This window comes from Lentzea flava (genome assembly GCF_014648475.1).
Taxonomy (GTDB): Bacteria; Actinomycetota; Actinomycetes; order Mycobacteriales; family Pseudonocardiaceae; genus Lentzea; species Lentzea flava.
The window spans coordinates 138,756-152,886 of record NZ_BMRE01000016.1; the positions used below are offsets into that span (position 1 = coordinate 138,756).

Genomic DNA, 14,131 nt, shown 5'->3' on the forward strand with positions numbered 1-14,131 from the left:
TTACACAGTTGTTACCGCGGTGGCGCGGTGGACTCGCGGACCACGAGCGACGGCGGCGCGAGTGCGATCACCTGCCGTGGTTCGCCCGCCACCTCGGCGGCGATCGCGGCGAGGCAGGCCCGGCCGAGTCCGGCGAAGTCCATCCGCACGGTCGTGAGCGCCGGTGTCCAGTAGGCGGCGCCGGGCACGTCGTCGAACCCGATGATGCTGACATCTCCCGGCACGTCCCGGCCTGCCTCGTAGAGCGCACGACGCACCGCCAGGGCCGTGTCGTCGTTGCCGCACAACACCGCCGTCACGTCCGGATCGGACGCGAGCCGGACACCCGCGAGGTAGGCCGACCGCACATCCCACCCCGCTGTCAGCACCTCGGGCACAGGCACGTCCGCCGCCTCCAGCGCCGCGCGCCACCCGGACTGACGTGCGCTCGTGCCGCTCTCCGACGGGATCGCCACGTGGTGCACCGTGCGATGCCCCAGCTCCAGCAGATGCCGGGTCGCGTCGACGGCGGCCTGACGTTCGTCCAGGAAGACCATCGTCCGCGAGACGCCCAGGAGTCCACCGGCTTCCGTGGCGGCCACCGCGGGAACGTCCGCCGGCAGTGCCCGCAGCACCTCGGCACCCGCGGGGTCGAACGCGATCACCACGACACCACCCGCGTTGGGATCGCTCACGTGCTCCACCGCGTGGTGGACATTGGCCGGGCTGCCCGACTCCACCACCCTGACCCCGACGGCGAACCCCGCCGACCGCGCGGCCTCCTCGATGCCCTGCAACGTCGCCGCGTAGCCGTACAACGTGGTGTTGGCGATCACCACCGTCACCGTGCTCGACAACCCCGAACCGAGTGCCCTGGCCGCGCGGTTCGGCCGATACCCCAGGCGCCCGATGACCTCGAGCACGTGCCTGCGCGTATCGGCGTTCACCCGCGGCGAGTCGTTCAGCACCCGTGACACCGTCTGGCGCGAAACGCCGGCAGCCGCCGCGACATCCCGGATGCTCGGCGTAGCAGAAGATCGTCGTGGCACGCCGATATCGTGATCGCTGCCCCTCGTGGCGTCAAAGCCCGCATCGGCCCACCGCCGTCGTGCTTGCCGCTACGCCGACGGCCGCCAGCTCGGCGCCCACTGCCCGAAGCTGACCGAAGTGCGAACGCACCGGCATCGTCATCGACGACCGGCAGACAGCCGCCGATCACCTCGTGAGTTGGTTGTGCACCAAGGCGTTGACGCTCACGTCGTGCTCCACGTCCACTTGCTCCGGCACGTCGCACTCGATGCGGTGGGCGGAAGGTCGCCGACGCGACCTTCGACCAGATCAACACCGCGGTGCGCACCCGTCAGCCGTTCGAGCGATCCTGGCTGGCCTGCTCCCGCGACAGGCTGCGCCTGCTGATTCACCCTCAGAACGTTGACCCGGTACCGGGGTACAGGGTTCATGCTGGGGCGGTGAGGACGAACGAACTGGCCTCGCGGGCCGCGGTGCACCCGGAAACCCTGCGGTACTACCTGCGCCGGGGTCTGCTGGCCGAACCGGAGAGGACGGCCGGCGGATACCGCTCCTACCCGCCGGAAGCGGTGGCGCGCGTGAGGTTCATCAAGCGGGCGCAGGAGCTCGGCTTCACGCTCACGGAGATCGACACCCTGCTGCATCTGGCCGCCGGCGGCCCGGACAGCTGCGACCGCGTACGGGCACTCGCCGCCGACAAGATCGGCGACCTGCGGCGCCGCATCGCCGACCTGCAGGCGTTGGAAGCGGGCCTGAGGAGCCTGGTGGCCACGTGCGACCGTCCCCGCGCCGAGCGGGACTGCCCGATCCTGCACCAGCTCGGTCAGCCGGAGGAGCCATGACGACCCGTCGAATCGGCCCGTGGGGCACCGCGGTCCGCATCGTCATCGGCGTGTGGCTGGCGGGCAGCGTGGTGATCGGGCACGCGACACGTGGCTGGCATCCGTTGGCCTGGTTGCTGGGTCTGGTGGTGTTCCCGGCCTTGGCGCTCGGCTGGCAGTGGTGGCGCGCCCGCCGCACCCCCGCACCGCTGCGCGCCACCGGGATCGCCGGCCACGCGGTCAACATCAGCGTGTTCTTCGCGCTGTACCTGACCTGGTGGTACGCGCCGCCCATCGACGTCCTGAGCGACGCCGCCCTGCTGTTCTACGGCAGCTCGATGCTGCTGGCCGCCGCGCGTGGCTACGCGGGCTGCGAGGTGCTGGCGCTGTCGAACTGGCTGTTGCACCGCCATGACCAGATCGGGTGCATGCCGTTCTGGCCGATCGACGCCCTTGAGACACGACACCGATCCGCGGAGGTACGAGATGCGGGTTGAGCTGTTGCTCGCCCCTGACTGCCCGAACGCGTCGGCGACCAAGTCCGCGTTGACCCGGGCGCTGCACGAACTCGAGCTCACCGTTCCCGTGGTCGAGCAGGTCGGAGACTTCCCGTCGCCCACCGTCCTGGTCGACGGCGATGACGTCATGAACGACCGCTGCGGCGCACCGCGGATGCGCGCCTGCCGGCTGGACGTGCCCACCGTTGCGAAGCTGCTGTCCGCATTGCGCAGAACAGCCGAGGAGTGAGCGCGGTGATGACGTGCGACGAGGCGCCGACAGTACGCTCACGATCGGCCAGATGGACCACGTCGCCACAGATCTCTGTCCACTTTGGACCCTTTTTGGCACTCCTGTTCCTCGTAATCTGCCCGTGAGTGCGATTGGATGGCCGATGGGGATTTTCGACGAACAGGAGCCCATCTGATGCGTTCGTTGGTTCTGGCAATGATGTTGATCCTCGGGCTGGCCGCGCCCGCCGTGGCGGCACAGCCCGAGAAGATCATTGTGCTGCCCGGCGCGAAGTCGGCCGAGGGCATCACCGAAGGCAGGGGAACCACTTTCTACGCCGGAGACCTCTTCGCCGGCGACATCTACCGCGGTGACGTCAGACGCGGCACCGCCGAGTTGTTCATCGACGCGCCGGTCGGCCGGGCAGCAGTCGGCATGACCGCCGACCTCCGACACGACCTGCTCTTCGTGGCAGGCGGGTTCACCGGCCAGGCATACGTCTACGACCTGTGCACCGGCAAAACCGTTGCGGTGTACCAGTTCACCGAGGCCAACGTCGGCATGGTCAACGACGTCACGCTGACCGCCGACGGCGCCTGGTTCACCGACATCCGGCAGGCACAGCTCTATTTCGTGCCGATCAGCCGTTCCGGCGGCCTCGGCCAGTTCCGCACACTGGCGTTGACCGGCCCGGCCGGGGACGCCAGCGGGTCGATCAACAACAACGGCATCACCACCTCACCCGACTCGCGGTCGTTGATCGTGGCGCACACCACTCGCGGCGAGCTCAACAAGGTCGATCCACGCACCGGCGCGAGCGAGACGATCCAGGGCGTCAGCGTCCCCGGCGCGGATGGAATAGTGCGTGACGGCCGCACGATGTGGGTCGTGCACAACAACAAGGTCAGCCGCATCCGCCTTGACCGCAACACCACAGCGGGCACCCTGGAGAAGGTCATCACCAGCCCGATCTTCCAATCGCCCAGCACCGTGGCGAAGTTCGGTGACCGGCTGGCAGTCGTGAACGCCAAGTTCGACACCGGCTTCCCGCCCACCGCCGACCAGTACGAGGTGATGGTCGTCAACAGCTGATCACCCAGACGCGGTGCGGTGGCTTCGCGGACACCGCACGCGGCACCTTCCGCTCACACCGCGGTAGCCCTGCGCGGAATCTTGCCGGGCTACCGCGGCACTCGGCTCCGGCACCGCGGTGACGGCCGAGGTGTGCGGCTTCGGCAGGAGCAAGGGGGCGCATCCGTGCTGGATACAACGGCGATCTGGTGCTCGTGGACGGTGATCTGTCCCGTGATCAGGAGTTGCACCCCTGGTTCAGAACTCCTGCTGGGCGGCGAGAACACGGCGTGCGGTCGCCACCACGGCCTGGGCCGGCGGAAGCACGTGCCTCGGTCCTGGTTCGTCGATCCATCGCCAGCCCATGCCGTCGGTCGGGATCACCGCATGGGTACCGGCGTGCCGTACGTCGGGCAGGTCGGTGACCAGGTCTGCCGGCGCCGGCTGGGTGAGGAACGTCCAGCAGGTGCCGTCGGGGTTCGCGGTGACCGGGCCCGCGAGCATGGCAATGCGCAGCTGGGCCTGGACCTTCATGGCGAGGGAGGCGGGCATGGTGATCGCGTCGACGGCCTGGCCCAGTGCCATGGCGAGTTGCCGCTCGACGATCGAGATGCTCACGGGCCAGCCGAACCGTTCCTCGTAGTGCGTGCGGGCCGTCGCGAGGTCCTGGAGCCATTGGGGGGATGCGGATGTCTTCATTTTCACACCTGCCGGGTCGCAGCGATGTCAGGTACATGTATAAGAGACAATCCGCAGAAACAGCGGAAATGGCCGGTAAACAACTGCGCACGTCCCCGGCCGTGCTTCGGTGAATAGTCGCACCGACCCGGCAGCACGGGTGACAGCGCGTGGTGACGTGCGTTTTACATCCTTCACATGGTGTTAACTCCCGCCGCCGTCACCGGCCGCGCCGGCCCGATTACCTTGACCTGCGGCTCCGCCAAGCGGGTTCGATGGCGGTCACTGCAAGTCATCAACGAGGGAGAACAACCCGCCGTTCGTCGTATTGACAGTGTTTTGACCACGTGCAACGTTATCGCCTGCCTGGGCGGGGTCAATGGCAGGGAATCGTTTTTGCGGGCGGCTGTCGATTTCCACAAACGGAGGACGCTGTGAACGCACGCCATCAGTCGGCGTCCGAAATCGGCGCGCCCGCGAAGAAAAGTGCCCGGCTCGTCGCGCGGTTGGTCGCGCCTCGCACGATCCGCCACCGGCTGACCCAGATTCTTCTGGTGTCGCTGGCGCTCGTGCTGGCCCTGCTCGGTGTGATCGTCGTCGGTCAGTTCGCCGACTACTCCGCTGCCCACAACACGCAGAAAGCTGTTTCGCTCGCGCTGACCGTGCAGGACACAGCACATGAACTACAACGCGAGCGCGGGCTCACCAACGGCATGCTCGGCGGTGAGGACCGCTACGCCGCCGAGATCGGTCCACAGCGGACAACCACCGACAAAGCGTTGGGAGCGTTGAACAACGCCATCGCGGACGGCACCACACCAGGCGCACCCGCCGTGCGCACCGCACTCAACCGGCTCAACTCGTTGGCCACGACCAGGCAGAACGTGGACGCGGGCCGCGCTGACCGAGCCGCCACGTTCGAGTGCTACACCGCCGGTATCAGCGCGCTGAACGACGTCGAACCCGGCCTGGACGAAGCGCGTGATCCAGACCTCCGGCGCGGCCTGCAGGCGCTCGGCGCACTCGGCGCGGCGAAGGAGGCCACCGCGCAGGAACGCGGCTTCCTCAACGGTGTCTTCGCCGCCGGCCGTTTCGGCGCGGGCGAGTACATCCGCTTCACCGAGATCCGCGCGGCCAAACAGGGCGCGCTCGCGGCTTTCCAGCAGGACGCCACCGTGACCAGACGGACCCAGCTGGACGACGGTCTGAAGACGGAATCCGCGTTGAGAGCCGCCAACTCCGAGACACGGGCGGTCGCGTCGGCGCAGGGCCCGATCGCCGAGCGCGTCGACCCTGTCGAGTGGTGGGCGCAGATGACCTCGGTCGTCGACCAGATGCGGACGTGCAACGCGCGGTCGGCGACGATCTGCGGCAACGCGCGGCAGAACTGCGCGACGACGCGACCGGCGCGTTGATCGTGTTTCTGATCCTGGCCGTCCTCGCGGTCGGTCTCGAAGTGGCGTTGGTGATCAGGATGCGGCGTCCGTGTGCAGACACGATCTGGTTAAGGGTGGGCCTGATCGAGTTCAGAACTATTAACGGCCGGCGCGTCCCGATCAAGGGCGGTGGTAGGAGCGGGGCGGTGGTGGCGGCCGGGGTACTCGCGCTCGGCTTGGCCGGCGGCACCGGCGGCCTGACCCTCGGGGGCGGATCCAGCCTGGTCTCCGAAGCCGGAGCGGGAGCGCAGAACGCCGTGCAGGGCGTCGGCTCCGGATCGGGCTCGGGTGGGTCCGCACAGCTCAAAGCCCGCAAGTCCGAGGGACAGAAGTCCGCGCGCAAGGCGCCAGCGGCCGCTTGCGGGCCGAGGTGGCGGACGAAGGAGTCGATCACAGCCCGGCGGCGCTGGACCTCGGGGAGTCGTTGCCACCGGTCACCGCACCTACGGCGCGGCCGATGTGAGGGATGCCGAACTCGCGCACCTGTTGCGCCGCTGTGGTTACTTACGGGCTCGAACAGATCGTCGTCGTCCGGCAGATCCGCACGGCGGGGCACGCAGGCGCTCTCGAAGGCACTGGACGAGTGGCGCTTGCGGCTGACCACGCGCGGCGTCGCGATGCTCGAAGGCGCCAACCGCCTCGCCGGTTACGTCGCGTACCTGGACGTGCCGAAACCGCCGCGGACCCGTGGTTCGCGACCACGGGGTCCGTGGCGGACTGAGTCAGGTTCTCAGCGAACCGTTTCGCGCAGGCTCTTCGGCCGCATGTCGGTCCAGTGCCGGTCCACGTACGCGAGGCTGTCCGCTCGTCCGGCGGGACCGAACACCGCGCGCCACCCGGCGGGCAAGTCGGCGAACGACGGCCACAGCGAGTGCTGGTCCTCGTCGTTGACCACCACGTAGAACTCGCCGTTGTCGTCGTCGAACGGATTCACGGCCATTTCTCCTCGCTCAGGTACTTGTTGACGTAACGGCCGATTTCAGCCGCGTTCTCGGACCACATCATCTCGTTGTGCGCGCATTCGATTTCGATGCGCTTCACAGTTCCGTCAATGAACTTCCGCCACATGACGTCCAGCTCCACCTCACCCTTCCGGCGTTCCCTGGTGGCCTGGTCGAGCAAGGCGCAGAAGAAGACCAGGTCGCCGCGGGGCACGGGAGAGGTGAATTCCATCTCAGCTCCGTGCGCTCGACGAAAAGAGCCGTGGCGTTCTGACGGTCGACTCGAACTCCTCTATTCCCGCCAGGTGCCCCATGTAATGCGCGAGATAGCGGCGCACGAGCCCTTCGTCCGGACTCCGGAAATCGGCGAAGTAACTCGACGGACCCGAGTCGAGCACACCGACGAGACCCACCTCGTGTGCCCGGCTATGCAGCTCTCCCGCCACCGCCTGGGCCATCGGCCCGCCCAGCGACCAGCCCAGCACGTGGTAGGGACGTAGGGACCTTCTGGCTGGATGCCTGGCCTGGGCGTCCTGGACCGCCTGGAACACGCCTTCGAGGCTGTCGATCGGCGCGCACCGCGCCCGCACTGGCACGGTGTTGGTGAACATGCCGACGACGGTGTGCGCGTCCGGAAGCGTTTGATCAGCGACACGTTGTGCTCGGCGTGCTGCAGAACCCGCAGCCGCTCCGCGCGCACCCGCCCCGCCAGCTCGACGAGGGCGGCGGAGGGCGGCACGTCCGCCGCCATCGGCAGAGCGTGGAGTACAGGCCCAGCGCCTGCCGGATCTTGCCGCTGCGGTAGTTGACGCTGAAGGACAGCAACGGTTTCGGTGTGTCGCACCAGCGCTGGAGGAAGGCCGCCGTAGCCGCGGTGAGCAGGTCTGGGACCGGTGCACCCGCGTCCTGCCACCACGAGACCTCGCTCGCTTCGATCCTGGCCGTGTAGCTCGACGCCCAGCGGTGCCCCAGAATCCGGCGTCGCCCGCGCCGCCAGCCACTCGCGACGTGGTCCCTGCACACACGCCCCGAAGCAGCCGGGCCGCACTGCCGTCGCCCGTGACGTAGTCCCGCCAGAACTCCTCCGCCTCCGAGAACCCTCCTGACGACCGGTACTCGGCCTCCAGCTCACCGTCGGTGCCCGGCGGGGTCCTCGGCTTCTCCGGCACCGGCGCACCGGCGCGCAGGGCTCGGTAGACCTCCGCGATGCACTGGGAGAGCAGGACGAAGACGCCGTACCCGTCTGTCACGATGTGGTGCAGGATCAGGCGGACGAGATGATGCCCGTCACCCAGCCGCACGGACCTGATCCGGAACAACAGGTCGGCACGGAGGTCGAACGGACGGCGGAGCACCTCGGCGAGGAACTCGCGGACCGCGAGCGCGGGGTCGGCCGCGCTGCTCACGTCAACGCGGAAGGGCTCCCAGTCGCCCAGGCCTCTGGGGACGAGACGTGGTTCTTCGCCTTCACGGCGGAAATTGACCAGAAGAGGATCCGACTCGCCCCGGACATCCCAGATGGTCGTGGTGTTGTTGGGCTCATCGGGCGCGAGATTCTGTTCCAGCCACATCGGCTCCTGCGCCGAAGACCCAGCGATAGAACTCATGCAGACCTCCCGCAGAAAGCGAACTTTCGACAAGTCCCAGGGCCTGGCGGACGCGATTCAGGCGCCGCGGTCGTCCCCGAACTCGGTACTATATTGGGCATTTCGCGTCCCAGGGCAAGAACCTGGCGGACGCTGCGAAAACCCGTGGTCGGCATTGGTCAGTCGAGCTGCAACGGCGACGTGTCCACGGTCGTTCCACCCGTGCTGGTGCGGACCACCTCGGCCACGACTATCTCGTAGTAGGAATACCATTTCTCGCGGCCCATCCGCTTCGCCGCGAGGTGCGCCTCGTCGCGCCGCCACTTCTCCAGGGTTTCCGCGTTCCGCCAGCGGATGATCGCGAGCCGCTCACCGTCGTCGCTCGTGTACTCAAGGAAGTCCTGCGGGTCGTCGGAGGTGATGTCACGGACTCGTTCCCACATGGCCTTGTCCGCGGCGAGGTATTCCTCGCCCGCGTTCGGGGATAGACGGGACCGGAAGACGATGATGAACATCAGGATTCCTTCGTGATCGCAGCGGCGGCGCCGGACACGCGGGCACGCAAGGTGCTCGCCGGTGCCGAGACGAGTTCCGGGCCGTGAATGCCGAGCAGCTCCTCGACCAGGCTTTCCAGCAACAGGTCGTTCCTCAGCAACGTCGCGTAGCTCTCCTCGGTGAAAGCGCATTGCTCGTACAGGGGCACGAACCTTTCCGGGAACAGGTCGAAAAGACGTTCGCGCAGGGCTTCCTCGACGAGGACAGCTGCCTTGTCCGGCGGAGGGTTGGCCATGGTGTGGTAGTGCTGCTGGGAAAGCGCCGAGATCGCTTTCGCCTCCTCCACGCGCGACTTCTCGTAGACGGCGAGTGCCGACGCCGTGTCATCGATCGAGTCGAGGCATCCGACGAAGGTCCGGACGTCCTCGAAGCCGCAGTTCATGCCGTGCCCCATGAACGGCGCCATTGCGTGGCAGGCGTCGCCGAGCAATGCGAGCTTGCCCTCCCAGACCCAGCGGTCGCAGCTCGCGATCGTGATGGTGGAGACGGTCTTCGAGGCGAGCTGGCCGGCGAGATCCCCGATGGCTGCGGCGGGTTCCGGGAAGCGGGAGGTGAACATGCCCAGCAGGTCGTAGCCGCCGCTCACGCTGGCGTAGGAGGGCGCCGGTCCGTCGAGACGCATGAACAGCGAGCCGGCGAAGTCCCCGGACGGCAAGGGGAAGGCGCCGAAGAACCCGTCGCCCGTCGGCCAGTAGTGCATGGTCGACGGGTCCAGCCAGCCACCCGGCACGTCGATCTCCTGGTACGCCATCTCGAGCGTACGCACCTCTTCGCGTGCGCCGCGCGACACCAGCGCCGCGCGGGTGGTGGAGTGCGCGCCGTCACAGCCAAGCACGAGACGGCACCTCAGTGTCCGGCTGCCGACGACGACCGCCGGCGAGTCGAGGTCCACCTCGCGCACCTGCTGGTCGAAGCACAGACGCACACCGGGAGTTGCCTCGGCGGCGTCAAGCAGCAACCGGTGCAGGCGCGCGCGTTCGACCGACCAGATCGGTCGGCGGTCCCTGCTGTACGGGGTGACGTGAGAACTGCCGTCGGCCAGGTGGGCACAGCGTCCGTGGATGGGCACGCAGATCGACCGCACGAAGTCCTCGAGTCCCACCTCCGACAACGCGCGCCAGCCGCGGGTCGACAGCATGACGGTGATCGACCGCCCGACCGCGCCGAGTCGCGACCGCGGGTCCGGCCTCTTCTCCAGCACCGTCACAGAGCCGAACCGCGGAGCCAGGTACATCGCGGCGACGAGACCGACCGGGCCGCCGCCGATGATCACGATCCCGGAGTCTTCGTCCTTCATGCCATCACCTCCGATTCCCGTCGCATCCCTCACCGCAGCTCCGCCAAAACCGCGGCAGCTGCCTGCCTGGTGCTGAGCGACCCGCCGAGGTCGGGGGTCACCCGGTCGTGCTCGACCGCGGCCGCCACAGCCGCGCGCACGGCGTCGGCCTCACGGGTGTGGCCGAGGTGCTCGACGAGCAGCGCGACCGAGAGGATGGCGGCGAGCGGGTTGGCGACACCGGTTCCCGCGATGTCGGGCGCGCTGCCGTGCACCGGTTCGAACAGCCCCTGCCCGGTGGCGGCGTTGAGGTTCGCCGACGCCGCGACACCCAGGCCACCGGCGAGCCCTGCCGTGAGATCGCTGAGGATGTCGCCGTTGGAGTTGTTCGTGACGATGACGTCGAAGGCCGTCGGGTCGGTCACCAGCTTCATCGCCGCGGTGTCCACGTAGAGGTGGGTCGTGTCGATGTCCGGGTGCCGTTCGACCGCTTCCCGCCAGCAGCGCTGCCACAGCGTGCCGCCGTGGCGGACCGCGTTGGCCTTGTCCACGATGCACACGGACGTGCGCGCGACGGAGAAGGCGAAGTCGAGAATGCGCGACACGCCCCGGTAACTGCTGACGTCGAGGTCGAAGGCGATCTCCTGCAACGACCCGGCAGACAGGTTGCCGCCGACACCGCTGTAGAGCCCCTCGGTGTTCTCCCGCACGATCACGCAGTCGATTCCGCGCTTTGCCTTGTCCCGCAACGGGCTGAGCTTGTCGTGCCACAGCCGGACCGGCCGGTAGTTGGCGTACAGGTCCAGTTCGACGCGCAGCGTGGTGAGCACCTCGCGCACGTACGGGGTGTCACTCAGCCTCGGGTCGCCGACGGCGCCGAGCAGTGTCGCCGCGCTGCCGCGGATCCGGTCCAGGTCCGCCGCGGCCAGCGCACGCCCGGTGCGCAGCCAGGTTTCCGCGTTCACGTGGTCGAGCACGTCGAGCTTCACATCGAGCCCGAGGAACGCCAGCATCTCCAGCGCGGGCTCGATCACCTCGGGGCCGATGCCGTCCCCCGGCACGACGGAGATCGTGCGCATCAGCTCTGGCGCGCCTTCGTCGCCGACGTCCGCATCAGGACACCGAGCTCCTGGGCCGTGGGGTTCAGCAACACGTCCTCGACCGACACGTCCCGGCTCGCCTTCTTGCTCAGCCGACGTGCCGCGACCGCCGCCAGCAGGGAGTCGCCGGCGATCAGGAAGAAGTTGTCATCCGGCGCGCACGAGCCGCGGTCCAGCACCTCGGCCAGGGGCGCGGCCGCCAGGGCGACGAAGCGGTCCCCGCCGCTCGCGGTCACGGAGTCGGGGTGCGGCAACGCCTGGCGGTCGATCTTGTCACTTCGGTTGCGGGGCAGCCGTTCCATCCGCGCGAACGCCACCGGCACCATGTACGGGAGCAGCGCGTCGGACAGCATCCGCCGCAGGTCGGTGTCCGCGACGGACGCGTCCGTCACCACGTGCCCGACCAGCTGGGCCCGCCCCGACGAGGTCTCGACCGCCTTGGCCGCCGCCTCGCGGATGCCGGGGCAGTTCAGCAGTGCCTGCTCCACCTCGGCCATCTCGTCCCGCATGCCGTTGATCTTCACCTGCTCGTCGGCTCGTCCGCAGTGCTCCAGGGCTCCGTCCGGGCGAACGCGGACCAGGTCCCTGGTGCGGTAGACACGCGAACCCGGTACCGCCGCGTGCGGGTCTGGCAGGAACTGCTCCGCCGTCGCACCCGGTGACAGGTACCCGATGGCCAGCTGGCGTCCGCCGACGGCCAGTTCCCCTACCTCGCCGGGGGCGACCGGCCGGTCGTCCACGTCGACCACCCACCAGGTCACGGCCGGCCACACGGGTCCGATGGGCGGCGTGCCCGCGCGGTCCGCAGCACTGGACGTGGCCGACGTGATGCGCTTCTCGCGGGGCAGCATCGACGAGGTGATGGTGTTGACCTCGACCGCGCCGTACCAGTTGGCGATCTCGAACGGCAGGTCCGGCCTGCCCCACTCGCGCACTCGGTCGCTGCCGGTGAGCATCAGCCGCAGTGCCGAGGGCGGCCACTCCAGCCGCCCCAGCGCCTCGGCGAGCGGGGCGACCGCGAAGAACTGTGTGATCCGCTCCTCGCGGATCCAGGCCGCGAGCTCGGCGGGTGCGGTGATGGTCTCCTGGGACGGCACCGAGATGTGAGCACCCGCGGCGAAGAACGGCCAGATCACCGTGCTGACGGAAACGCAGGTGCGCGAGGGGAACAGCCAGGCACCACGCTCGTGGGCGTCGATCCCGTGCACGCTCTGCTGCGACTCGCACGCGACCGCCCAGGTGCGCTGCGACACCAGTGCCAGCTTGGGTTCGCCGGTCGAGCCGGAAGTCTGCACCAGGCACGCGGCGTCCTCCGGCCCGATAGCCGGGAAGTTGATCACCGCGCCGGTCTCGGGGGCGTCGCCGACCAGCCGTCCGTCGATTTTCAGGCGGCACACGGCTCCTTCGAACTTCGGCTCCGGACTCTCGTCGTGCGTGATCCAGGCAACCGACCGCGCCCTGTCGACGAATCCCAGCAACCACTGCTCCGGGCCGGCGAGATCCAGCATCAGCGCGGTGCCACCGGCCTTCGACACGGCCATCAGCGTCACCACGAGTGCCACGCCGCGCTGCAGGTGCACCGCCACCGCGTCACCGCGGCGCACGCCGCGCCGGACCAGGACACCGGCCAGATCCTCGGTGCGGGCGACCAGCCGGCCGTAGGTGATGCTCGTCCACTGGTCGGTCACGGCGGTCCGGTCCGGGACCTCGCGTGCGCGGTCGGCGACCTTTTGGTGCACGAGCACGAAGCCGCTTCCTTGGTTGCGCTGCTTGCGCACGCTCAGCAGCCGAACGTCGGTCCAGACCTTGTCGACGTGGTCGCGGCAGGTGTCCTTGCCTCCGCGGGTTCCCTCCACGTGCGACCCGACGGGCAAAGGCTTGTCACTGCGCCAGATCGAGTACTGCTCCTCGTCGTTGAGCACCACCAGGTACTCGTGGGAGCTCTCACTCTCGGCCATCAGTGCCCTCCGTATCCGTGGTGCGTTCGCCGAGGTCGTGGCGGGACGCTACAACCGGTCCAGCAGCGCCCGAGGGGGTCCGAAATATTCGGGAAAGAGACTGCGGCGAGCTGCGGTTCCCTTGACGCACAAGTGAAAGAACCTGCCGCGCACCCCAGGCCGCGGTGCTACCAAACCGCCATGACCGAGTTCACCCCGGACGCCCTGGCGCGGATCGTCGGCCAGGAGAACGTGGTGTCTGGTGCGGATCCCGAGCTGCGCAGACCGAACTCCGGCATGTTCCGGCCCCGGCGGCTGCGCGGCATCGTCCGACCGGCCACAGTGGAGGAAGTACGACAGGTGGTCACGACACCGGGCGCCGGACCGCTGCACGCGATCAGCACGGGCCGCAACTGGGGTCTCGGCTCGCACCACGCACCCCCACGACGACGTCGTCCTGCTCGACCTGGGCCGCCTCGCGAACGTGCGGGAGATCGACCTCGCCACGGGTGGGCGGTCGTCGAACCCGGTGTGACACTAGGAATGCTGTCCGAGCTGCTGGACGGCACGGCCGGATGCTGAACGTGACAGTGTCGGCGGCGGAGACCAGCGTGTTGGGCAACGCCCTGGACCGCGGCTCCAGCCTGCGCCACCAGCGGGTCCACGACCTCCTCGGCCTCGAGGTCGTGCTCCCCGGCGGAGAGCTCGTGCACGTCGGCTGGTGGCCAGAGGAGAAACCGACACCGGTGTACCCGTAAGGTCTCGGTCCCTCGTTGCTGCAGTTGTTCGTGCAGTCCAGCTTCGGTGTGGTCACGGCGGCCGCGATCCGCCTCCTGCCGCGGCCGGAAGCGTTGCGGGTGATCAGGCTGGCCTTCGAGCCGGACGTGCTCGGCGACGCGGTCGAGGCGCTGCGACGCTGGGGCCACCAGGGCCTGGGCGAGTTCTAGGGGTCGTCGCAACACAACTGATCAACTGGCTTGGGCCAGGAGCTTA

The 14,131-nt window shown here is 68.6% G+C and carries 17 protein-coding genes and 1 pseudogene; 8 read left to right on the forward strand and 10 right to left on the reverse strand.

Annotation, left to right across the window (positions count from 1 at the left end):
• Positions 1-11: 11 nt before the first annotated feature.
• On the reverse strand, positions 12-1,028 hold the full coding sequence (locus IEZ09_RS20260) for a LacI family DNA-binding transcriptional regulator (RefSeq protein WP_189255280.1): 1,017 nt from the start codon (positions 1,026-1,028) through the stop codon (positions 12-14).
• Between the two features lie 420 nt (positions 1,029-1,448).
• On the opposite strand from IEZ09_RS20260, the gene IEZ09_RS20265 reads away from it, so the two are divergent.
• The 4 genes from IEZ09_RS20265 to IEZ09_RS20280 all read left to right on the forward strand — a co-directional run bounded on the left by IEZ09_RS20265 (position 1,449) and on the right by IEZ09_RS20280 (position 3,650).
• Positions 1,449-1,850 carry a MerR family transcriptional regulator gene (locus tag IEZ09_RS20265; RefSeq protein ID WP_189255281.1) on the forward strand — a complete coding sequence of 134 codons (402 nt, stop codon included), beginning with the start codon at positions 1,449-1,451 and terminating at the stop codon, positions 1,848-1,850.
• Positions 1,847-2,326, forward strand: coding sequence for a hypothetical protein (locus IEZ09_RS20270; RefSeq protein ID WP_189255282.1), 480 nt, complete (start codon positions 1,847-1,849; stop codon positions 2,324-2,326). Before IEZ09_RS20265 ends, IEZ09_RS20270 begins: the two co-directional genes overlap by 4 nt.
• Positions 2,316-2,576, forward strand: coding sequence for an alkylmercury lyase (locus tag IEZ09_RS20275; RefSeq protein WP_189255283.1), 261 nt, complete (start codon positions 2,316-2,318; stop codon positions 2,574-2,576). Before IEZ09_RS20270 ends, IEZ09_RS20275 begins: the two co-directional genes overlap by 11 nt.
• A 177-nt stretch (positions 2,577-2,753) precedes the next feature.
• Positions 2,754-3,650, forward strand: coding sequence for an SMP-30/gluconolactonase/LRE family protein (locus IEZ09_RS20280; RefSeq protein WP_189255284.1), 897 nt, complete (start codon positions 2,754-2,756; stop codon positions 3,648-3,650).
• Positions 3,651-3,887: 237 nt separating this feature from the next.
• On the opposite strand, the gene IEZ09_RS20285 is transcribed toward IEZ09_RS20280, so the two are convergent.
• Positions 3,888-4,328: a hypothetical protein gene (locus IEZ09_RS20285; RefSeq protein ID WP_189255285.1), complete on the reverse strand. Its 441-nt coding sequence runs from the start codon at positions 4,326-4,328 to the stop codon at positions 3,888-3,890.
• Positions 4,329-4,741: 413 nt separating this feature from the next.
• Here IEZ09_RS20285 and IEZ09_RS20290 point away from each other — a divergent pair, with 413 nt between their 5' ends.
• Complete coding sequence (locus IEZ09_RS20290) at positions 4,742-5,722, forward strand: nitrate- and nitrite sensing domain-containing protein (protein WP_189255286.1); 981 nt, start codon at positions 4,742-4,744, stop codon at positions 5,720-5,722.
• Between the two features lie 751 nt (positions 5,723-6,473).
• Here IEZ09_RS20290 and IEZ09_RS20295 read toward each other — a convergent pair.
• The 8 genes and pseudogenes from IEZ09_RS20295 to IEZ09_RS20325 all read right to left on the reverse strand — a co-directional run bounded on the left by IEZ09_RS20295 (position 6,474) and on the right by IEZ09_RS20325 (position 13,159).
• Entirely contained in the window at positions 6,474-6,683 is a 210-nt protein-coding gene (locus IEZ09_RS20295; RefSeq protein ID WP_189255287.1) for an MbtH family protein, read from the reverse strand.
• Positions 6,674-6,916, reverse strand: coding sequence for a hypothetical protein (locus IEZ09_RS20300; protein WP_189255288.1), 243 nt, complete (start codon positions 6,914-6,916; stop codon positions 6,674-6,676). The genes IEZ09_RS20295 and IEZ09_RS20300 overlap by 10 nt, the downstream gene beginning before the upstream one ends.
• A gap of 1 nt (position 6,917) precedes the next feature.
• Positions 6,918-7,295, reverse strand: a complete 378-nt coding sequence (locus IEZ09_RS46605; RefSeq protein ID WP_229812759.1) for a thioesterase domain-containing protein — start codon at positions 7,293-7,295, stop codon at positions 6,918-6,920.
• Positions 7,296-7,730: 435 nt separating this feature from the next.
• Positions 7,731-8,291 (reverse strand): annotated as a pseudogene (locus IEZ09_RS47920) (condensation domain-containing protein); the annotation flags it as partial.
• Positions 8,292-8,449: 158 nt separating this feature from the next.
• The gene (locus IEZ09_RS20310; RefSeq protein WP_189255290.1) at positions 8,450-8,785 is read right to left on the reverse strand and encodes an antibiotic biosynthesis monooxygenase family protein; all 336 of its coding nucleotides are present in this window, start codon (positions 8,783-8,785) and stop codon (positions 8,450-8,452) included.
• Complete coding sequence (locus IEZ09_RS20315; protein ID WP_189255291.1) at positions 8,785-10,122, reverse strand: FAD-dependent oxidoreductase; 1,338 nt, start codon at positions 10,120-10,122, stop codon at positions 8,785-8,787. Before IEZ09_RS20315 ends, IEZ09_RS20310 begins: the two co-directional genes overlap by 1 nt.
• Before the next feature lie 29 nt (positions 10,123-10,151).
• Positions 10,152-11,180: an isocitrate/isopropylmalate dehydrogenase family protein gene (locus tag IEZ09_RS20320; RefSeq protein WP_189255292.1), complete on the reverse strand. Its 1,029-nt coding sequence runs from the start codon at positions 11,178-11,180 to the stop codon at positions 10,152-10,154.
• The gene (locus IEZ09_RS20325; RefSeq protein WP_189255293.1) at positions 11,180-13,159 is read right to left on the reverse strand and encodes an AMP-binding protein; all 1,980 of its coding nucleotides are present in this window, start codon (positions 13,157-13,159) and stop codon (positions 11,180-11,182) included. Before IEZ09_RS20325 ends, IEZ09_RS20320 begins: the two co-directional genes overlap by 1 nt.
• Before the next feature lie 180 nt (positions 13,160-13,339).
• On the opposite strand from IEZ09_RS20325, the gene IEZ09_RS20330 reads away from it, so the two are divergent.
• Genes IEZ09_RS20330 through IEZ09_RS20340 form a run of 3 tightly spaced genes read left to right on the forward strand, consistent with a single transcriptional unit; the run spans position 13,340 to position 14,085 of the window.
• A complete protein-coding gene (locus tag IEZ09_RS20330; protein WP_189255294.1) occupies positions 13,340-13,720 on the forward strand; it encodes a hypothetical protein in 381 nt (126 codons plus the stop codon).
• Positions 13,714-13,896, forward strand: coding sequence for a hypothetical protein (locus IEZ09_RS20335; protein ID WP_189255295.1), 183 nt, complete (start codon positions 13,714-13,716; stop codon positions 13,894-13,896). The genes IEZ09_RS20330 and IEZ09_RS20335 overlap by 7 nt, the downstream gene beginning before the upstream one ends.
• A gap of 15 nt (positions 13,897-13,911) precedes the next feature.
• On the forward strand, positions 13,912-14,085 hold the full coding sequence (locus IEZ09_RS20340; RefSeq protein WP_189255296.1) for a hypothetical protein: 174 nt from the start codon (positions 13,912-13,914) through the stop codon (positions 14,083-14,085).
• Positions 14,086-14,131 lie beyond the last annotated feature (46 nt).